Source organism: [Bacillus] selenitireducens MLS10, assembly GCF_000093085.1.
Lineage (GTDB): Bacteria > Bacillota > Bacilli > Bacillales > Salisediminibacteriaceae > Salisediminibacterium > Salisediminibacterium selenitireducens.
Window position 1 is genome coordinate 1,625,286 of record NC_014219.1, and the last position, 19,313, is coordinate 1,644,598.

General features: G+C 53.3%; 19 protein-coding genes and 1 riboswitch. Of the genes, 16 read left to right on the forward strand and 3 right to left on the reverse strand.

Features of this window, described 5'->3' with window-relative positions:
* The first annotated feature begins 5 nt into the window (after positions 1 to 5).
* Complete coding sequence (hemL, locus tag BSEL_RS07375; RefSeq protein ID WP_013172360.1) at positions 6 to 1,295, forward strand: glutamate-1-semialdehyde 2,1-aminomutase; 1,290 nt, start codon at positions 6 to 8, stop codon at positions 1,293 to 1,295.
* A gap of 46 nt (positions 1,296 to 1,341) precedes the next feature.
* Here the strand turns inward: hemL and BSEL_RS17050 are convergent, their stop codons facing one another.
* Entirely contained in the window at positions 1,342 to 2,175 is an 834-nt protein-coding gene (locus tag BSEL_RS17050) for an alpha/beta hydrolase (RefSeq protein ID WP_013172361.1), read from the reverse strand.
* Positions 2,176 to 2,305: 130 nt separating this feature from the next.
* On the opposite strand from BSEL_RS17050, the gene BSEL_RS17485 reads away from it, so the two are divergent.
* The 6 genes from BSEL_RS17485 (at position 2,306) to BSEL_RS07410 (ending at position 6,222) form a co-directional block, all read left to right on the forward strand.
* Positions 2,306 to 2,503, forward strand: a complete 198-nt coding sequence (locus BSEL_RS17485; RefSeq protein ID WP_013172362.1) for an FmdB family zinc ribbon protein — start codon at positions 2,306 to 2,308, stop codon at positions 2,501 to 2,503.
* A 223-nt stretch (positions 2,504 to 2,726) separates the two neighbouring features.
* A complete protein-coding gene (locus tag BSEL_RS07390) occupies positions 2,727 to 3,077 on the forward strand; it encodes a lmo0954 family membrane protein (protein ID WP_013172364.1) in 351 nt (116 codons plus the stop codon).
* A gap of 40 nt (positions 3,078 to 3,117) precedes the next feature.
* Positions 3,118 to 3,723, forward strand: a complete 606-nt coding sequence (locus tag BSEL_RS07395; protein WP_013172365.1) for a hypothetical protein — start codon at positions 3,118 to 3,120, stop codon at positions 3,721 to 3,723.
* A gap of 110 nt (positions 3,724 to 3,833) precedes the next feature.
* A complete protein-coding gene (gene liaF, locus BSEL_RS07400) occupies positions 3,834 to 4,547 on the forward strand; it encodes a cell wall-active antibiotics response protein LiaF (protein ID WP_013172366.1) in 714 nt (237 codons plus the stop codon).
* Complete coding sequence (locus BSEL_RS07405) at positions 4,544 to 5,587, forward strand: sensor histidine kinase (protein ID WP_013172367.1); 1,044 nt, start codon at positions 4,544 to 4,546, stop codon at positions 5,585 to 5,587. The genes liaF and BSEL_RS07405 overlap by 4 nt, the downstream gene beginning before the upstream one ends.
* The gene (locus BSEL_RS07410) at positions 5,584 to 6,222 is read left to right on the forward strand and encodes a response regulator transcription factor (protein WP_013172368.1); all 639 of its coding nucleotides are present in this window, start codon (positions 5,584 to 5,586) and stop codon (positions 6,220 to 6,222) included. The genes BSEL_RS07405 and BSEL_RS07410 overlap by 4 nt, the downstream gene beginning before the upstream one ends.
* Before the next feature lie 59 nt (positions 6,223 to 6,281).
* Here BSEL_RS07410 and BSEL_RS07415 read toward each other — a convergent pair whose 3' ends face one another.
* Complete coding sequence (locus BSEL_RS07415; RefSeq protein ID WP_013172369.1) at positions 6,282 to 7,157, reverse strand: ATP-grasp domain-containing protein; 876 nt, start codon at positions 7,155 to 7,157, stop codon at positions 6,282 to 6,284.
* Positions 7,154 to 8,086 carry an ATP-grasp domain-containing protein gene (locus tag BSEL_RS07420; protein ID WP_013172370.1) on the reverse strand — a complete coding sequence of 311 codons (933 nt, stop codon included), beginning with the start codon at positions 8,084 to 8,086 and terminating at the stop codon, positions 7,154 to 7,156. The genes BSEL_RS07415 and BSEL_RS07420 overlap by 4 nt, the downstream gene beginning before the upstream one ends.
* Positions 8,087 to 8,229: 143 nt before the next feature.
* Between BSEL_RS07420 and BSEL_RS07425 the strand changes: the two genes are divergently transcribed.
* From BSEL_RS07425 to BSEL_RS18015, 9 genes are all read left to right on the forward strand, one after another.
* Entirely contained in the window at positions 8,230 to 9,450 is a 1,221-nt protein-coding gene (locus BSEL_RS07425; RefSeq protein ID WP_013172371.1) for a bifunctional folylpolyglutamate synthase/dihydrofolate synthase, read from the forward strand.
* Positions 9,451 to 9,538: 88 nt separating this feature from the next.
* Entirely contained in the window at positions 9,539 to 11,281 is a 1,743-nt protein-coding gene (locus tag BSEL_RS07430) for a sensor domain-containing diguanylate cyclase (protein WP_013172372.1), read from the forward strand.
* A gap of 30 nt (positions 11,282 to 11,311) precedes the next feature.
* Complete coding sequence (locus tag BSEL_RS17865) at positions 11,312 to 12,373, forward strand: hypothetical protein (protein ID WP_013172373.1); 1,062 nt, start codon at positions 11,312 to 11,314, stop codon at positions 12,371 to 12,373.
* Positions 12,267 to 13,751 (forward strand): VanW family protein, encoded by a 1,485-nt coding sequence (locus BSEL_RS07440; protein ID WP_177304818.1) that lies wholly within the window; start codon positions 12,267 to 12,269, stop codon positions 13,749 to 13,751. Before BSEL_RS17865 ends, BSEL_RS07440 begins: the two co-directional genes overlap by 107 nt.
* Before the next feature lie 33 nt (positions 13,752 to 13,784).
* Positions 13,785 to 15,452 (forward strand): GspE/PulE family protein, encoded by a 1,668-nt coding sequence (locus tag BSEL_RS07445; protein WP_013172375.1) that lies wholly within the window; start codon positions 13,785 to 13,787, stop codon positions 15,450 to 15,452.
* Positions 15,453 to 15,494: 42 nt separating this feature from the next.
* Positions 15,495 to 16,526 (forward strand): type IV pilus twitching motility protein PilT, encoded by a 1,032-nt coding sequence (locus BSEL_RS07450; protein ID WP_013172376.1) that lies wholly within the window; start codon positions 15,495 to 15,497, stop codon positions 16,524 to 16,526.
* Between the two features lie 59 nt (positions 16,527 to 16,585).
* Positions 16,586 to 17,794 (forward strand): type II secretion system F family protein, encoded by a 1,209-nt coding sequence (locus BSEL_RS07455; protein WP_013172377.1) that lies wholly within the window; start codon positions 16,586 to 16,588, stop codon positions 17,792 to 17,794.
* Between the two features lie 204 nt (positions 17,795 to 17,998).
* A riboswitch (cyclic di-GMP riboswitch) is annotated at positions 17,999 to 18,082 on the forward strand.
* 84 nt (positions 18,083 to 18,166) lie between these two features.
* A complete protein-coding gene (locus BSEL_RS17490; protein WP_013172378.1) occupies positions 18,167 to 18,649 on the forward strand; it encodes a type II secretion system protein in 483 nt (160 codons plus the stop codon).
* A 110-nt stretch (positions 18,650 to 18,759) separates the two neighbouring features.
* Positions 18,760 to 19,230, forward strand: coding sequence for a pilus assembly FimT family protein (locus tag BSEL_RS18015; RefSeq protein ID WP_013172379.1), 471 nt, complete (start codon positions 18,760 to 18,762; stop codon positions 19,228 to 19,230).
* Positions 19,231 to 19,313 lie beyond the last annotated feature (83 nt).

A 19,313-nucleotide genomic window follows, 5' to 3' on the forward strand; every position in this document is an offset into this window, starting at 1 on the left:
GAACGATGAATTTTGACAAGTCGAAAGAAGCCTTTCAACAAGCCAAACCGCTCATGCCGGGCGGGGTGAACAGTCCGGTACGCGCATTTAAATCCGTCGGTATGGATCCGGTTTATATGGAGCACGGGGAAGGGTCGCATATCTTTGACCTTGACGGGAACGAATACATTGACTACGTCCTCTCGTGGGGCCCGCTCGTTCACGGTCACGCCGATCCCCAGGTGATCAAAAGCGTCCAGGAAACGGCTGCGAAGGGAACGAGCTTCGGTGCACCGCACGAATATGAAACGCGGCTCGCGGAGCTTGTCATCGAACGGGTGCCGTCCATTGAAGTCGTCCGGATGGTCAATTCCGGCACGGAGGCGACGATGAGTGCGCTCCGGCTTGCCCGGGGCTATACCGGTAAGAATAAAATTCTCAAGTTCGAAGGCTGTTATCACGGGCACGGGGACTCGCTCCTCATCAAGGCCGGCTCCGGTGTTGCAACACTTGGGCTTCCGGACAGCCCGGGTGTACCTGAATCCGTTGCGTCGAACACGCTGACGGTGCCGTATAACGATCTCGACAGCCTGAAGCTCGCCTTTGACAAGTTCGGTGATGACATTGCTGCGGTAATCCTCGAACCGATCACCGGGAATATGGGGGTCGTTCTTCCTGAACCGGGATTCCTTGAAGGGATCCGTGAGATTACGGAATCACACGGTTCACTGATGATCTTTGATGAAGTCATGACCGGTTTTCGCAGCGGCTATCACTGTGCACAGGGCCGCCTCGGCGTGACACCTGACCTGACATGCCTCGGCAAGGTGATCGGCGGCGGACTTCCGGTCGGGGCCTACGGTGGCAAGCGGGAGATTATGGAGCGGATTGCACCTTCGGGTGACATTTATCAGGCAGGGACCCTGTCAGGTAACCCGCTCGCCATGGCGGCCGGCTATGAGACGATCTCACAGCTCACAACAGAGAGCTATGAGCAGTTTGAACGCCTCGGCAAGCGTCTTGCCGACGGTCTCTCAAAAGCCGCGAAGGAGTTCGGTGTCCCGCACTGGATCAATCATGCAGGCTCGATGGTCGGTTTCTTCTTTACCGATCAGAAGGTGAAGAACTTCGAGACGGCCTCATCATCGGATCTCAATCTGTTCAATGCCTATTTCAGAGAAATGCTGCATCAGGGCATTTCCCTGCCGCCGTCACAGTTCGAAGGGATGTTCCTCTCGACGAAGCATACGGAGGAAGACATCGATCAGACGATCGAAGCGGCACGAAACGCCTTCAAGACAATTATGGCCAAATAAAGGCACACACGAATCCCCCGGTCTGTATCAGACCGGGGGATTCGTTTTAATCTTTGAGTGCTTCAAGGAACGAGCGGATATCGTGCTGATAATCCGGATGCAGCTGTAAGTCGTTATGCCCGTACCCCTCATAGTGCTTGTCCGTCACGTCTCCTCCCCAGTTGTCCCGGGTTACGAAGGAGTGTTCAGGCAAGATGACCTGATCGTCAGAGCCTGTGATCAGAAGCAGCGGAGACGCGATCTCTTTTGCCATCTCACTCACTTCAAAGGGGTGCCGGATGAATGGACCGACAGGCAGCCAGGGGTGCCGGTGCTCCTGGACACGGACACGGCTGTCATAGGGTGCAATGAGTACTGTACCGGCAAGATCCCGAACCTGCGCGAGGTGCGTGGCAGGAGCGGAGCCCATTGACCGGCCGAAGGATACGATCTGTTCCCCGTCGATGTCGTCACGTTCTGCGAGGGTATCATGGATCGTGACTGCGTCCCGGAAAATGGTGTCTTCACCCGGCTCTCCGGTACTGTCTCCGTACCCGCGGTAGTTCATAAACACCGCCCGGTAGTCGCCGAACCAGTCGTGGGAGAGGGCTGCCCGGGTACTCTCTTCGGCGTTCCCGCCAAAATAGATGAGGAGCGGTCTTGCCTCATCTTCGGCATCTTCCGGGTGACGGAGCCAGCCTTGCAACGTCTCTTGGTCCTCTGTCTGAAGCGTGATGTTTTCGATCCGATCGTGACTTGAAGCATCCTCACGATCCGTTTCACTGATGCTGCTTTCAAAGAAAAGCTGATCTTCCTGATTCCAGATCACCATGGCAAACTGCAAAGCGGTCAATGACCCGACGATCAGTCCTGCGATGATGAGATAGCGAATGAAACGCATGGTAACCCTCCATTTGGATCCAGTATGCTGTATCTCAGTATCTCAAAAACCGGAGAGTAAGAAAAGTGTGCTGGACAAATCAGTCCACTCTCTTGTATGATACCCATAAAGGTATATAGGAGGTGCGTGTATGCCACGCTATGATTATCGTTGCGGCGCTTGTGATCACCGCTATGAGAACTGGTCCACCTATGCGGACCGTCTGAATGCCACATGCCCGAACTGCGGCAAAACAGAGAGTAAGATCGTCTTTAAGGCCACCTACACCTATTCTGTGGCCGGCTCGAAGCCAGGTCAGGCCTGCAGTCCGAAGGGCGGGTTTTCCTGAGCAAACTGAATCATGAAAGGCCGTGTGCCTTTCAAACCGGCATCTGTTCCGAAACGGGACAGGTGTTTTTTGTGCTGAAATGCAAAACGGGAAGGTGTTTTGAGCAATAAGAGAGGTTTATCCATAAATACGCCTCAGGACTTAGTCAGGTTACGTCCGGGGCTCATTACGGCAGGGAGCGGGGTGTCATACAATACAGATAAGAAGAGAGGAGAGGATACAAATGAAATCATTCGGATTGTTTCTCGTTGCCATCATTGCCCTATTTATTTTGCTCGCCAACCTCGGGCCGATGATCCTGTTCGCCCTTGGGGTCTATCTGCTTTATGTCATTTGGAAGAAGTTTAACGAAGCACAGGAGACGGGGGCAAAGGTGTTCTGGATCATTGCCGGACTGATTGTCTTCAGTATGACCCTGTCAAACATCTATGCCCTCGTCGGCGTCTTTGCCGTCTATATTCTCTATGTCCTGTTCGTACGAAACGATGGACCGAAGAAAGGATGGACAAAGAACGGATCCGGGAGCGATCCCTTTGATTCCTTTGACCGGGAATGGTCATCCACGGAAAAATAACAGCCGCACGGCGATTAAACAAAAAGAGGAGGTATGCATCATGACAGATGTATGGACACGTATACGCACCGCATTGGAAGAAGACTGGAACGCCCTCAGAGGAAATCGGAGAACGGAGGTCCCGGTCGCAAGCGATCATCCGATCCGTAAACTTGACGGCTACATTCAGGAAGGGGAGAAGCGTGTGATCCGGGTCGAAGAACTGATCCATGGACATAAACGGATTCAGTCCGAGCTCGAGCGTGAGTTTGAGGAAGCGGAGCGGATGCTTCAGAAACGGATCAGTCAGCGTGAAATCGCTGAAGAAGCGGGAGAAGAGGGTCTCGTTATTTACGCGGACCGCGAGATTGAAGTCTACGGTGTCCGAAAAGACAGCCTGGCTTTTCAGCGGAAAGAGCGTCAGAAAGAACTTGAAGATCTCGAGCGCCAGCTCGATACGATGCAGCATAAACTGAAAGACATGCAGATCAAACGGCTGGAGCTCGAGAGTTCGGAACGCGTTAAAGAGGCGAGATCCTACGCGCCGGACCGTCGCCGTGGTGAAGAGAGTGAGCGTGCAGAGACGGATGAGAGCCCCGCAGAAGACTATCTCTTCGACGAGAAAATCCGCCGTCTTCAAGAAGCACGTGCTTCTGAAGAGATGTGATACCCGCAAGGCGCATTCCATGGTAAACTGAAAAAAGTGACGAAAACCGCGGGGGACTCTCTCCGCGGATTCAGTTTTATTTTTTATCGATGACGAAAGGAGGAATCCCCATGCTGAAACGTGTTCCGGCCAAATATATGAATCTGATCGTCCTGCTTTCTCTCGCCATTCTGTTTGTGGAACTGGCTGTTCGCGGCGGTGACGTTGTGATCCCTGCGGTGATCTTCGGGATTATCATTTATTTCGGGTGGAAGCATTTTAAGAGTCTGTTTGGCAAACTGATGTTTTTCATGGGGATTCTCGCCTTTATCGGCAATGTGTTCAGTCTCGTGGCCGTGCAGTTTTTTCTCATTGCCATGATTGCGCTGTTCATCAAATATGTCGTCCTTGATAAAGAAGAAGCCGTCGTGCCTCCGGTATTGACGACGGAAGAAGTGAACCCCGGGGTGAGTATGCACAGGGATTCCCTGATCCGTCAGACGTTCATCGGAAACGAAACCCTCGGCAAGGAGCCCTATTCGTGGCGGGACGTGAATATCCACGGCGGATTCGGAGATCGGACCATCGATTTGAGTCAGACGGTGATCCCGGACGAATCGGTGATCTCGATTCGTCATCTGTTTGGCTCGATAACGGTGTATGTGCCGTATGAAGTGGATGTGACCGTGTCGCACAGCACTCTTTTTGGCAATCTGACGCTGTTTGGCGAATCGGAGAAGCTTGTCAATGACACAGTGAACTACCGGAATTTAGCAGGAAATCAGACCCATGTGAAGATCGTTACGTCGATTTTGTCCGGGGATCTGGAGGTGCGGCGCATATGAAGAATCGCACCCAGTATGTGATTGCCACCATTTCCGCCTTCCTGATCATGGCTGCAGGCATTCTCACTCTCGTCGTTCACGCCTTTGAGGACCTGACGTGGCAGGAGCTGTTCGTTGTGGAGCTGTTTGACGTGCCGGTGATTGCAGCGGTGACGGCCTTTGCTTTTATCACCGGGGCCGTATTTGCCGCTCTGACACAGATGCAGTTTACTTCAGGACTGCAAAAACTCCGGTCAAGGCTCGACGGGATCCTGCAGCAGCAGCCGGCCCAACAGGCCCCGGACGACGGGAACGGGATCTTTACAGAGCTTCATGAAAAGGCGGAACAAATCCGCACACAGCTCATCCGCCAGCAGGAGGCGGCGCAAAAGCTCGCCACCGAGCGGGCGACAGACCGGGAGAAGAGCCTTCAGGAAGTTGTGGAACAGGAGCGGAGCCGGCTTGCAAGAGAACTGCACGACTCGGTGAGCCAGCAGCTGTTCGCGGCATCGATGATGATGGCGACGATCAATGAATCCGAATCCGTCAAGGACCCGGTGATGACGAAGCAGCTGAAGATGGTCGGGAATATGGTTGATCAGTCCCAGCTTGAGATGCGGGCCTTGCTCCTTCATTTAAGACCTGCGGCGCTGAAAGGACGAACGCTCGGCGAGGGGCTTAGGCAGCTTCTCTCGGAGCTCAGGCAAAAGGTTCCCCTCGACATCGATGTGAAACTGGAAGAGCTTGCCCTTGATAAAGGCATTGAAGATCACCTCTTTCGCATTACACAGGAAGCGGTGTCGAACACGCTTCGTCATGCCGGTGCGAGCGTCCTCTCGGTCATACTTGTTAAGCGTGACGGCAACGTGATTCTGAGGATCCGTGATGACGGGAAGGGATTCGATATGAAGGCCGTTCAGCACCACGGCTCCTATGGCATGGACAATATGCGGGAGCGGGCGGAAGAGATTGGCGGGACGTTCAAGCTTGTGAGCGTGCCGGAAGAGGGCACACAGCTTGAAGTGAAGGTGCCGGTGACAGAAGGAGAGGTGGAAGCATGATTCGGGTATTGTTTGCAGATGATCACGAGATGGTCCGAATCGGGGTGTCGAGCTATCTGACGGCCCAGGCGGATATTGAGGTGGTGGCAGAGGCCGGTGACGGCGAGGAAGCCGTGACACTGGCCCTTTCCCACAGGCCGGACATTATTCTCATGGATCTTGTCATGCCGAAGATGGACGGGATCGAGGCGACGGCGGCGATCCGGCGAGAATGGCCGGAGGCGAAAATCATTATCGTGACGAGTTTTCTCGACGATGAGAAGGTTTATCCTGCCCTTGAGGCCGGGGCAACGAGCTATATGCTGAAGACGAGCCGCGCCGGGGACATCGCCAAAGCCATCCGCGACACCCATGCGGGTCAGAGCATCCTCGAACCGGAAGTGGCAGGGAAGCTCATGAGCCGGATGCACAAAAAGCCCCCTGCGGAGCATGAACAGCTAACAGCGCGGGAGCTCGAGGTCCTCGAACTGATGAGCCGGGGGATGAGCAATCAGGAGATTGGTGACGCGCTTTATATTTCCCTAAAGACCGTCAAGGTGCATGTCAGTAACATCCTCAGTAAACTCGGCGTTCACGACCGCACCCAGGCCGTGATCTATGCCTTTAAAGAAAATCTGTTTCCGGAAGACAAATAGAAAACCACGTGCTTTGCTCAGTTGACGAGCGGCACGCGGTTTTGGTTATTCGAGCACGTTTATAAATCGAGGAGGTGATACAGCTTCCAGTCGAGGTATTCCATCAGAATGGCGGCGATGTTGATGTCGGAACACATGTAGAGACTTCTTGAACCGACGGCGTCTTCCATTTCGTTAAACAAAAGCTCATCGTCCTCTGTTAAAAGAAAATCAAGGCCGACATAATCGAGCTGAATGGCGTTGATAATGGACTGAACGGTTTCGCGCTGCGGCTCACTCAGCTCATAGAGTGAGGAAGCCCCGCCCTGAGAGATATTCGCCCTGAAGTCCGTCTGGGAACGCCTGAGGACCGTTGCGACGATCTCGTTGCCGACGACATAGACACGGACGTCCTTTCCCTTCTGTCCGCCGACCGGCTGATGAATCAGATCTTCAGGGAGAGCGGAGCGGATGGCATGCTGGCTCTCATTCGGTTCAACCATCATGACGCCGGTGCCGCCGCGGCCAAGGGGATCTTTCAGGATAAACGGATCGAGAATCGCGTTATCGAGTGCCGAGGTTATCGTGAGGGCATGGCTCTCAAGCATATTGACCCCGAGCTGGGCCATGGTCGCATAGGCGAGCCGTTTGTCATTGGCCACCCGTGAGACATAGGCGGAGTTAAAGCAGGGAATGCCCATTGTTTCGCAGACTTCATTCAGCCACGGGGAAATGGAGCGGTTCATGACGAAGTCCGGTCGCGCACCGTCGATCGGCACAAAGGGATTGACGCCTCGTTTGCCAAGCTTGACAATGATGTCTTCGTAAGAGACGACGGACAGGGTAATGTGATGATCGGTTGCGGCCTTTTTTAATAAGTCAATAAACGTGCGGTTTCTCGGGATATCGTAGGAACGGTATATGATCCAGCCCGTTCGGGTTTTCGTATGTATCATCGGGGTCCTCCTTCTACTTGCACAGACTGGCGGATCTTTTTATCGATCCACGCCATCATGTGCGGGGCGATGTCGATGCCCGTTGCTTCATGGATACTGCGGATATGCGGGTTTGTATTGACTTCACAGATGACGGGCCCGTCGTTCGTCCGAAGGAGATCGACGCCGGCGAAATCCGCGCAGACCGCGCGGCTCGCGGCAATGGCGAGGGCGCGTTCGGCTTCGGTCGGTTCATGAGGGGCCGTTTTGCCCCCGGCGGTGACATTCGCCCGGAAGTCGGTCTCAGACGTCCGGCGCATTGCCGCAATGACTTCTCCTCCGATGACATTGAGCCGGAGATCCTCGCCCCGGCTCTCTTTGATAAAGGCCTGAAAGAGAAACGGCTTACCGGCTAGGGAGAGCGTGAGAGCCTCGAGCTCTTCCCTTGACTGTGCGAGATGGACCTGTTCACCAAATGAGCCGTAAGCTTCTTTGACGACTATGGGCAGTCCGAGGCGATGAATGACGGCGTCGAGGAATCGAAGGTCCATCTCTTTTGGTTTCTGATAGAGAAACGGCGCAAAAACGGTGTCCGGTGTCGGAAGGCCCGACGCGGCAAGGCGTTCATGCATCTGTCCTTTATGGTCGCAGACCCCGACGGCCTGGCTGTTGTTAAAGACCGGAATGCCCGAAGCTTCGAAGGCCCTTGCCAGGGGGAGATCTTTGTCGGCAAACAGGACGGCATCGATTGCCGGCATCTTCTCTTCACCGGTGCAGAGGGGAGCTTCGCCGATGTTCCCTGCGAGAAAATCAAGGTTCGTGGCCGTGATCGCCGTGAAGCCGGCCTTGTCCGCCGCGTTATGGATCCAGTCCTGGTAATCGAGAAATTTTGCCGTTTGCATGTGTCCGTTTCCGAGGATCAGCAAGACGGGCGATCGGGTCGTTGTCATAAATAAACCTCCGCTGGCTCAGTCGGGCTGAGATTGATATACTGAAGCAAATGGTGCGTGACAAAACATGTTTTCCCCTAATCATGTCACGTTTCTTTAGGAAAAGCAATACAGAGTCAGATGCATATAATGGAGGGTCATCGATGGGAAAGTTGAGAATGACGGATGTTGAAGAGATGCTTAAGAGGAGGCGCGTGGCAGGGATCAGCTATGATCTTTCCCGGATGGAGGCGCTGATGAAGGCGATGGATCATCCGGAGAGACGGATCAGGGTCGTGCACATCGCCGGGACGAACGGCAAAGGTTCTGTGGCGGCGTTTACCGGACGCATTCTTGAATATGCAGGGCTTGTGACGGGCAGTTTTCAATCGCCCGTGTTCGGCCCTGTTCATCATCACGTTTTAATCGGCGATCAGCCTCTGGATGAAGGGGTGTTTCTGAAGGCGGTGGAGGATTATGAAGCCCTCGTGCAATCGGCAGAATCCCATTGCGATTTCGGCATGATCAGTGAGTTTGAATGGCTGACGGGCCTGGCCTTCTATGTCTTTGATACGGTTTGTCCGGTGGATGTGGCCATCGTGGAGGCAGGCATGGGCGGTCGGCTTGACTCAACCAACGTCATGCCCGCGCCCCTTGTGACAGTGATTACGAATGTTGGCTACGATCACCAGGCGTTTCTCGGTGATACCCTCGAGGCGATTGCAACGGAGAAGGCAGGGATTATAAAAGCGGGTGTCCCGTGTGTCACGTCGGCCGCGGAACCGGCGCTATCGTTCATGAGGGGCCGGGGCAACGAAACAGGATCCTGCATCATCACCGTCGGAGAGCCTGAGGTGCCGCTCTCTCTTACGATGAAGGGCGCTCACCAGCAGGTGAATGCCGCCGTTTCGATGAAGGCGGCGGCAATTGCCCTTGAAGCATTCGGCATGTCCATGGCGGACAGTGTGATGCAGGCAGCGATCAGGGATCTTCAGGTTCCGGGCCGGTTTGAAGAAGTCCGGTACGAGCCGGCGGTGATCGTGGATACGGCCCATAACGTCGAGGCGATCCGGACCACGATTGCCAATATCCGGACGCTTTATGCATCCAAAGAGGTCTCTGTCCTGTTTGCCGCGATGCAGGATAAACCCGTTTCTGCGATGCTGAAGGCCTTTCAAGAAGCAGGGCTGAAACCGGTTGTCACAGATTTTTCGCATCCGCGTGCGATGAAGCAAGAAGCGTACCCAAAGCCTTACGAACGGGCGGCCGACGCAAAGTCGTGGGTTAAAGCACACCTCAAGGAAGCCGCGTCAGAGGATGTTCTTCTCATTACGGGTTCTCATCAGTTTATCGGGGACATGCGGGCATTTGTAACAAAATGCTGAATTTCATCAATATGTCAATATTCGTACAACTTTTGTGGTATATTGGTGATATCTCTTTTAAATAACAGAAGCAGAGGAGGGGGAAGCGTTGCAGGAAAACAAACGGATCGGGATCTTTTTCGTCTGGCTGCTGACGGTTCCGCCTTTTTTGTATTATATGATTGAAACGGCCGGAGCGATGTGGCTTGAGCATATGTGGTCCATCCTCGGTTTCATGATACTGATCACGCTCGTTTCGATTTTTCCGGTAGAGATTAAAGGGACTACCTTTATCCCGGTTCACGGGGTATCACTTGCCGTATTTCTCCATTTTGGGCTTCTGACTGAGGTTCTTTTGACCCAGGTGGCGATTCTCGTGGTCCTCTTGAGTCTGCGTCTTCCGCCGGAGGAGCGGTTCCGGATGCCGTTGAACTCGCTCATTTTTCTTTTGACGTCGCTTTTTTCAGGAGGCGCTTTTTATCTCTTCGGGGGAACGACGGGCTCTGCCTCTTTTGAAAGCATTACAGCACAGGTGATTCCGGTCGTCATCTACACTTTGGTATATTTTCTCGCAAACAATGTCCTGATCTACTTCGTACAGCGTGTCCTGCAGAAAAAGAAGGTCCGTTTTCTGAGCGAGGGACTCACGTGGGAAGCGGTGACGGCAATCTTTATCCTCCCGGTCGGGGTGACGCTAGCATATCTGTATCACGAGCTCGGCATGGTCGCACTTCCCCTGATCGGGGTCCCGGTTGTGGCCGCTTCTCTCATCCTCAAGTTCTACCACGACGGGAAGCATCTGATTGATCAGCTCCAGCAGGTCAGTGAATTCGGTCATGAGATCAATAGCATGACCGACAGTGAAGCGATGTATGAGCGGTATCTCGAAGCCTGTTACACGATGTTTCCGGCAGACGGGGTGCTGTTATTCGATCCACCGATAAATGGGAATGACCGGCTTGTTCCGGTTTACCTCGACTGCCCCGGTAACCGCACAGATATGGCGATCCGAAACGGCGATCCTGTCAGCAAGACGGTGATCGAGTCCGGAGAAGCGATCCGTTACCGCTCACGGAGAGAAGCCGGAGCCCGCATGTATGAATTGTTCAGTTCGAAAGCGGAATCCATGCTCAGTGTACCGGCAGTCCGGGGAGGTCAGGTGACCGGGGTTTCAAGTCTTGTCAGTACGAGAAAGAAGGCCTTCACGAAGAAGCATCAGATGCTTCTGGAGATTCTGTTAAACCATTTAACGGTATCCATTAACAATGCCCGTCACCTTGAACGGGCGCAGAAAGAAAGCATGCAGTGTGCGCTCACAAAGCTCCATAACTACCGTTTCTTTGAACGGACGCTTCAGGAACATTATGAAGGCAACGATGATGATTTTGCGGTGATCCTCCTTGATCTCGATCACTTCAAATCGGTGAATGACCGGTTTGGGCACAGTGCCGGCAATCAGGTGCTCCATCAGGTGGCGAGAACGCTTGAATCGGCGGTCACATCCGGCAAAGCGTATACGGTTGCACGCTACGGCGGGGAAGAATTCGTCATCCTGCTTGATCAGACGACGGCGGAAGACGCCACAGACCAGGCGGAACAGATTCGTCAGACCCTTGAAGAAACCGTGTTTCACGTTGATGATGACCTTCAGCAAGGCGGTCAGACGAAGGCCCTGACGCTCACGGCGAGTATCGGTGTCGCCGCGAGACGGGCTGACGATGAGGATCCCCTCGGCATCGTGCGTAACGCGGACCGGGCCATGTATACCGGGGCGAAGAACAACGGCCGAAACAAAGTGGCGGTCTATCCGTCTGAAGCAACGTTCCACCCGGGTAATCAAACTGCGCAATAACGCGCCATTACATATGATTGAGGTGCTTTTATGACAACGCTAGTATTTTTTTTCATTGGCTGGGCTCTTTTGTTTGTCCTGCTCCTGCTCTTACCTTCCATTTTTAACAGAAAAGTAACGGCAACCCTTGCCGGGATCTCCGGGCTTCTTGCGCTTTTTGTCATCGCCACGGAAATGTTCGTGTCCTGGCAGATGGCGGTCGGCGCAGGGCTTCTTCTGACCGTGGTGACAAGCTTCCTCACGGCAAGACGGGTGGAGGTATTGGACGATGAGATCGACGGGGAAGAGTCGGCTGTACCGGCACTTTACGAACCGGTATCACGCCGCGATCCGGAACCTGATCCTGAAACGGAATCAGCTGTCCAGGAAACAGGAGAACAGGCAAACGATGTAGATGCATCAGAGTCGGAGGAATCCGGCGCAGTTGCAGGAATGGACGAGACATCACAGTCCGAAGCGGAAGAGGCTGAGGAAGCATCTGAGCCCCAGGAAACTCCTGAGATGGATGAAGAAGACAAATCCACGATGGCGGAGGTGGAACTGGCATCAGATCCTGCAAAAGGCATCGGCGAGTCCCCTATACAAGAAGAGGAAGAGGAGACACCGGACGAAGCGGAAGGTGAGATCCCGAGACGGTTTGTTGTCGAGGCGGATGAAGAGGATCATGAGGCTCCGTCTGATGCAGATGATGAGGACGAAGCCGAAGAAGAAGCGGGTGCGAGCCGGCTGATGCATCAAGACGGGGAATCGTCCCTTACCGAGCGGCGGCCGTTAAATGAAGAGGATGAGGAGCCGATTATGAAGCGGTCGTCATCGATTGATGTGGAAGAATTCAGCGAAGAAGCAGGCGATAAGGAGGCACCGGAGGAAGAAGAGCCGGAAGAAATGCCTTCTGTCACGGATCCGCATGATGTGAATGAGAAACGGAAGCGCCTTTTTGAGGCCTTGGCCGATAAAGACGATGATGAAGCAGGGGGCAGGACAAATGAAAAAATCCTTTTTAGCAGTACTTCTCGTTACGGCGATGAGTGTGGTGTTTCTCACAACCTTTACATATGCCATGACGTTTACGTACGAAGTGCTGTTCTCTGAAGAACGCCTTGACCGCAATGCGATGATTGCGTCAGTCGATCTCTCGGACATGAACCGGGAGGAAGCGCGGGAAACGTTACAAAATGAGATCCGCGACTGGCAGGAACAGGCGATTGTGGACGTGACCTGGTTTGACGACGTATTGAGCCTCCCTGGAAGCGTCTTTGAGTTCAGAGTGGAGGAGACCCTTGATCACTATTTCTCCGATGAGTCGGATCATGAGGAACTGATTGTGCATGTTCGTGAAACGAGCCTCGAAGATCAGCTTCGGAGTCTGACGGCACCGGAAGACATCATCCGGATCGTCGATATGCCTGAGCTGATGGATCAGCTTGAAGCGGAAGCCTCAGCCTTGAATCTGGAAATTTCAATTCCTTTGCGTGACACCCTTGAGCCCTTTGAACGTCTTGAAGAGACGGTGACGGTAAGCGTGTCTAGAGGCGTGGATCAGGGGCCGCTCCTTGAAGACTGGCTGTCAAGAGAGCCCGAATGGCTGGTGGAAGCGGGCGAAGAATTCAGAGTCAGTGATGAGCTCTCACCGTTTAACGGCGGGGAACTGATGAATATCCTGAGCTCCGGTGTGTATGAAGCGGTACTGACGATGAACTTTGACATCATCGAACGGCATACGAGAGAACAGCGCTATCCGAATGTCCCTCTCGGTTATGACGCCTTTATGGACGGAAACGGCCGGGATCTCGTGTTCCGTAATCCGATGGATACCGACTATGTCATCGGGTTTGAAGAGGCATCGGGCGGTCTTTCCATTACGGTGACGGGTTATGAACTGCCGTATATGATGGAAGTCCGTCTCGAAGATGTCCGTACCGTCGATCCGAAGACGAAAGTGACGCATACCCGGGATCTTGAAGCCGGCGAGTCGAGAATGGACAGTTTTGGCGAGAACGGTGAATTTGCGCTCGTGATGCGTTCTCGGTTTGATGAATTTGGCGAGCTGATCGATGAGGAAGTCGTCAGCCGGGACTTTTACCGGTCGGTCAACGCCCTTGAAGAACGAAGCAGCCTTGAACCGGAGCCAGAGCCCGAGCCGGAAGAAGAGCCAGAGAATGACGGCTTCCCTGAGAACGGCAACGGGGAGTTCCCTGATGAGTTTCCGGACAATGGCGACTGGGATGATTGGGACGACTGGAACGATTGGAACGGCGGCAACGGGTTTCCGGATAACGGCAATGGAATCGACGGGCAAAACGGGAACGGCTCAACGGGCAACGGCACAGATCCGTCAAACGGTAACAACAGCGGTACCGGTGACGGATCAGATCAGAACGGCGGTGGCGTGAATGGAACGAACGGGACGAATGGTCCTGATATACCGTCTTCCACCGATGAGGATGGGAATCCGATCAAAGGCATGTAGACAGAGCGTACGGACAGGATGGGGGCAACCATAATGGCAAAACAGCGAAAGCGGATTGGGGACCTGCTTGTGGAAGCGGGTCTCCTCACAGAACAGCAGGTACAGGACGTACTGAAGGTCAAGGGGAGTGAGAAACTCGGGGATGCACTGATCTCAAGGGATTATATTACGGAAAATCAGCTCATTGAAGTCCTCGAATTCCAGCTTGGGATTCCCCATGTGCACATCAATCAGCAACCGGTGGATGAATCGGTGATCCGCCTGATCCCGAGGGACTTCGCCGCACGAAATGAAGTCTTTCCGATACAGAAAAAGAACAATCAGCTCCAGGTGGCGATGAGTGATCCGATGGACTATGTGACCCTTGAAGACATTCGCATGTCCACGGGGTTCGAAGTCGATCCGGTCATTTCCGGAAGAAGAGAGATCCAGCAGGCGATTGAGCGCTACTATGATGATCAGGACGGGGATCTGGACCTCGATATCGAAGATCAGGAAGACGACACCATCATCAGCGCCAACGTGGATGCGGAGAACGAGGACGATGCGCCGATTATCCGTCTCGTTAATAAGGTCCTCGTCAAAGCTGTCGCCAAAGGGGCGTCTGACGTTCATATTGATCCACAGGAGAAGAAGGTCATCGTCCGGTACCGGGTGGACGGCGTTCTGATGACGGATCGGGCCGTTCCGAAGTCCGATCATAATGCCGTCGTGGCACGAATCAAAATTATGGCGAACCTGAACATTACCGAAACCCGCCTGCCGCAGGGCGGACGGGTAAAAGTGTCCATTGAAGGTCGCCCCGTCGATCTGCGGATCGCGACCCTTGCCACCGTATTCGGAGAGAAGATCGTGATCCGGATCCTTGACATGGACAATGCCGTCAAGGACGTCTCGGAGATCGACCTGAATAAAATCAATCTCGATAAATTCAGACGGCTGATCAAACGCCCGTCCGGGATGGTGCTCATTACCGGTCCGACGGGTTCGGGGAAGACGACGACGCTCTATGCGGCGATGACCGCTCTCAATACGCCGGACGTGAACCTGATTACCATCGAAGACCCGGTGGAGTACCAGGTCAAGGGGATCAATCAGGTCCAGGTCAATGCGCCGATCGGCCTCACGTTTGCAAGAGGGCTCCGGTCGATTTTGAGGCAGGACCCGAATATCGTCATGATCGGCGAGATTCGGGATAAGGAAACGGCAGAGATTGCAATCCGTGCTTCCCTCACAGGTCACCTCGTCTTCAGTACGATTCACACGAACAGTGCCATCGGCACGATTCCGAGACTGATCGACATGGGGATTGAACCGTTCCTCGTCATGAGTTCCCTATCGGGGATCGTCTCCCAGCGTCTCGTGAGGAAGGTGTGCGCAGAATGCGGGGAGGACTACGAACCGACGGAGAACGAGCGGGCGATGTTCGACAAACGGGGTATACCCCTTACGAGACTTCGAAGAGGGAAAGGCTGCCCGATCTGTAATGAGACGGGCTACAAGGGCCGCATGGCCATTCATGAAGTGCTCGAAATCGATGACAAGATCCGTCGCATGGTGATGAACAACCAGCCGATGGAGGATGTCCGGCTCTATGCGATGGAGCATGACATGATCTTCTTACTTGAAGACGGTCTCTTAAAGGTGAAACAGGGCAAGACGAGTCTTGAAGAACTTTACCGCGTAGCCATGGACGACTGAACGTCACGACGATATACTGCATGAAGAAAGGGGCGAACGGCCGTGAAAGAACGGATTGAAGAGCTACTCAGAAAGGCATTCTATGATGGTGCGTCAGATTTGCATATTACCGTGGGTGTGCCCCCGGTCATGCGGACGAACGGTGAACTTGAGAAGGTCGGGACCGACATGATGAAACCGGCGGACACGGAAGGGATGGCCCGAGCGATCATTCCGGAAGCGCTCTGGAAGAACTTTGAGAAGAAGGGGGAGCTCGACTTCTCCTATGGCCTTCGGGGCGTATCCCGCTTTCGGGTGAACGCGTACTTTCAGCGCTCCTGCGTGAGTCTTGCGATCCGCGTGATTCCGACAGTGATTCCGACGATTGACGATTTGAATATGCCGAAGATCCTGGAATCCATCGCCTCAAAGCCCCAGGGGCTCGTCCTTGTGACCGGACCGACGGGCTCCGGGAAATCGACGACCCTGGCAGCAATGATCTCATACATGAACACAAGGATGAACCGGCACATCATCACCCTTGAAGATCCGATTGAGTATTTGCATAAGCACGGCACGTCGGTGATTGACCAGCGCGAGATCGGCTTTGACACGCAGAACTTCGCCAACGGCCTCCGGGCGGCGCTCCGTCAGGATCCGGATGTGATTCTCGTCGGGGAGATGCGGGATCTTGAGACGATCTCCACGGCGATTACCGCGGCGGAAACCGGACACCTCGTCCTCGGTACGCTTCATACGACGAACGCGCCGTCAACGATTGACCGGATCATTGACGTCTTCCCCCCGGGCCAGCAGGATCAGATCCGCATACAGGTGGCCTCTGTCCTCACGTCGGTCATCTCGCAGCGTCTTCTTCGCACGAGAGACGGCGGCGGCCGGGTGGCGGCGACGGAGATTCTCATGAATACGCCGGCGGTGAAGAACCTGATCCGAAACGAAAAGATTCACCAGATCCCGTCCACGATGCAGACCGGTAAGGCAGAAGGGATGCACACAATGGAGATGGCCGTGAAGGATCTCCTGCAGGAGCGCAAGATCAGTGAAGAAACGGCAGCTTATATCCTGTCGGAATAACAGAAACAATCCATTCAAATGATCCATGAACGGATCCAGTCAGGAAAGGAGGACGGCAGATGGCTTACTATCAATACGAAGCCCGCTCGAAGCAGGGCGAGCTTGTCTCCGGCAAAATCAAAGCCGATTCAAAGCTGCAGGCAGAGCGTAAACTGACGGATGAGAAGGGTGTCAATGTCTTGAACCTCAGTCAGATGGAAGGCATTCTCTATCAGGATATCGAGGTCTTCAGCCGGGTATCGAGCAAGGATATGGTCATCTTCCTGAGGCAGATGACGACGCTCTTGACGGCCGGGATTTCCCTCGTCGACAGCGTGCGTCTCCTCGGAGAACAGACCCCAAACAAGGCGCTCCGCTCAGCCCTCGTCGAAGTGGAGGAAGACCTGAGGCAGGGCATCAGTATGTCCCAGTCCACAGAAAAGCACAGAAAAGTCTTTCAACCGCTCGTTGTGAACATGATCCGCGCCGGGGAGGCCGGGGGTAACCTCGATGAGATCTTCGAACGCCTCGCCGTTTATTATGAAAAACAGAACCGGATTAAGCAGAAGGTCATCTCCGCCCTCGCCTATCCGGCCACCCTTGGCGTCATCGCCATCGGGGTCGTCATGTTTCTTCTCGCGGTCGTCGTGCCTAGCTTTGCGGACATGTTCGCGGGCTTTGACAGTGAACTGCCCTGGATTACGCTGTTTGTCCTCAATGCCGGGGATTGGATGCAGTCGTGGGTATGGCTGATTCTTCTCCTCACGGTGGCCGCGATCTTCGGGATCCGTGCTGCGCGGAAGAATGACGATATGCGGTATTATCTTGACTATTTCATGTTAAAGATGCCGATCGTCGGAGGGATTCTTCAAAAATCCGCCCTGGCCAGGATGTCCAGGACACTGAGTTCACTCTTTACAAGCTCCGTACCCGTCCTGCAGGCGACATCGATCGTTGAGCGGGTCGTGGGGAACGAAGTCCTCGCGAACGTCATACGCGACATCCGGACCTCCCTTGAAAAAGGGGAGTCCATGGCCGGACCGATGGAGAAGCACTGGATGTTCCCGCCGCTCGTTGTCCAGATGGTCGTTGTCGGGGAACGGACCGGTTCTCTTGACCAGATGCTTGACCGTGTGGCACTCTTCTATGAGGAGGAAGTGGATCAGGCAGCGGAGAGGCTGAAGAGTCTCATGGAGCCGATGCTTATTGCCGTTCTCGCCGTTGTAGTCGGGGTCATCGTCGCATCCATCGCCATCCCGATGTTTGAAATCTTTGACACGATTGGATAAAGACCTGCATGAATGAATAGAAATGGGTCAAAAGAACCTAAAAGACAGAAGAAACGCAGAAAAAGATAGCAGACAGGTGCCAATCCGTGTATAATAGAGTCAGGATAACGCACAAAATTGACAAAAACAGTCTAAAGTAATTGAGTGGAAAAATAATCGTTAACGTGAACCGTCAGTCTGAGGATTGAAGCTGGATCAGGGGTAACGACAATTGGATGCTGAGAAGAAATGGGTACTATCTGGGCACTTAACCATTTTGGAGCTGCTAGTGCAACCGGCCGGAGACATTTTTTTGTTTTGGCCGGTTTTTTATATTCATTGATTGGGATTGATTCCGTACGAATTTTGTACTTCTTATAGGGGGGGATGAAGATGAGGTTACGGATCAAAAGAACCGGAAACCAAAAAGGACTTACACTCGTTGAACTGCTCGCGGTCATCGTGATTCTCGGGATTATTGCGGCGATAGCTGTTCCGGCCATCGGATCGATTATCGAAAATTCCCGAAAAGACGCTCAGATTGCCAACGCCGAAAATATATACAATGCAGCAAGGCTGGCTGTTGCGTCAGAGAGCATTGTTGCATCGGACACGGATACGTGGACTTTTTACGCAACTGAAGCCGAGACAGATAATACAGATACCTCGAGAACGGACAGCAGACTCAATCTCCTCGAAGAACGGTATCTGGACACCACTCCGCAGGATCCGCACGGAGACGGCGTGTATACAGATGCTTATATTACTTACGATGGCAGTGAGTACACGGTTGTTTTAAATGAATATTTCGGTGCAGGTGGCACCGCGATTTCCACAATCCGCTCGAGTGACCGGGATATCGTGAACCTGGATTAAGGAAGCTTCACATCAGAAAGCCGTTCTGACGGGAGTGGTCGTCCATTTTGATTGGGGATTACTTCATGAAGAACATCAAATAAAATATATTAAAAAAGGGAGAGATAAACATGAAAAAATGGTTGAAGAATCAAAAAGGTTTGACGCTTGTTGAACTGTTGGCAGTCATCGTGATTTTGGGGATCATTGCAGCGATTGCCGTTCCGGCGATTGGGAACATCATTGAGAACAGCAGGAAAGACGCGCAGATTGCGAATGCGGAGGCATTGTATGATGCGGCAAGATTGGCACAGGCTGGGGATAATATAAGTGGGGATGTTACGTTTATTGCAGTTGAAGAAAATGATGATAATTATATTGTGCCTCCCGAAAATGATAATACAGATGAATATTCACTAGTTAATTACATCGAATCTTCTTTTCCGGAAAGTGACTCGTTCAGTGATAGCTATATTAGTGCAGTAGTAGCTGTTGTGGATGGCGAGTATACAATTACTCTTGAAGGGCTTGAAGGGACGTATATTGATGCTACGATCCAAGAAATAAGAGAAGATGGACGAGATGTTGTTGAAGCTCCGTAATCAATAATTATATATATAGTTTTTCGCCGATTTCAACCAGCTCTTCAGGAGTATTCCTGAGGGGCTTTTTTCTAAAAGGATCT

What these genes read in the sequence shown, in the direction of transcription:
- hemL (WP_013172360.1), top strand. Translation starts at nt 6, where the DNA reads ATGAATTTTGACAAGTCGAAAGAAGCCTTTCAACAAGCCAAACCGCTC.
- BSEL_RS17050 (WP_013172361.1), bottom strand. Translation starts at nt 2,175, where the DNA reads ATGCGTTTCATTCGCTATCTCATCATCGCAGGACTGATCGTCGGGTCA.
- BSEL_RS17485 (WP_013172362.1), top strand. Translation starts at nt 2,306, where the DNA reads ATGCCACGCTATGATTATCGTTGCGGCGCTTGTGATCACCGCTATGAG.
- BSEL_RS07390 (WP_013172364.1), top strand. Translation starts at nt 2,727, where the DNA reads ATGAAATCATTCGGATTGTTTCTCGTTGCCATCATTGCCCTATTTATT.
- BSEL_RS07395 (WP_013172365.1), top strand. Translation starts at nt 3,118, where the DNA reads ATGACAGATGTATGGACACGTATACGCACCGCATTGGAAGAAGACTGG.
- liaF (WP_013172366.1), top strand. Translation starts at nt 3,834, where the DNA reads ATGCTGAAACGTGTTCCGGCCAAATATATGAATCTGATCGTCCTGCTT.
- BSEL_RS07405 (WP_013172367.1), top strand. Translation starts at nt 4,544, where the DNA reads ATGAAGAATCGCACCCAGTATGTGATTGCCACCATTTCCGCCTTCCTG.
- BSEL_RS07410 (WP_013172368.1), top strand. Translation starts at nt 5,584, where the DNA reads ATGATTCGGGTATTGTTTGCAGATGATCACGAGATGGTCCGAATCGGG.
- BSEL_RS07415 (WP_013172369.1), bottom strand. Translation starts at nt 7,157, where the DNA reads ATGATACATACGAAAACCCGAACGGGCTGGATCATATACCGTTCCTAC.
- BSEL_RS07420 (WP_013172370.1), bottom strand. Translation starts at nt 8,086, where the DNA reads ATGACAACGACCCGATCGCCCGTCTTGCTGATCCTCGGAAACGGACAC.
- BSEL_RS07425 (WP_013172371.1), top strand. Translation starts at nt 8,230, where the DNA reads ATGGGAAAGTTGAGAATGACGGATGTTGAAGAGATGCTTAAGAGGAGG.
- BSEL_RS17865 (WP_013172373.1), top strand. Translation starts at nt 11,312, where the DNA reads ATGACAACGCTAGTATTTTTTTTCATTGGCTGGGCTCTTTTGTTTGTC.
- BSEL_RS07440 (WP_177304818.1), top strand. Translation starts at nt 12,267, where the DNA reads ATGAAAAAATCCTTTTTAGCAGTACTTCTCGTTACGGCGATGAGTGTG.
- BSEL_RS07445 (WP_013172375.1), top strand. Translation starts at nt 13,785, where the DNA reads ATGGCAAAACAGCGAAAGCGGATTGGGGACCTGCTTGTGGAAGCGGGT.
- BSEL_RS07455 (WP_013172377.1), top strand. Translation starts at nt 16,586, where the DNA reads ATGGCTTACTATCAATACGAAGCCCGCTCGAAGCAGGGCGAGCTTGTC.
- BSEL_RS17490 (WP_013172378.1), top strand. Translation starts at nt 18,167, where the DNA reads ATGAGGTTACGGATCAAAAGAACCGGAAACCAAAAAGGACTTACACTC.
- BSEL_RS18015 (WP_013172379.1), top strand. Translation starts at nt 18,760, where the DNA reads ATGAAAAAATGGTTGAAGAATCAAAAAGGTTTGACGCTTGTTGAACTG.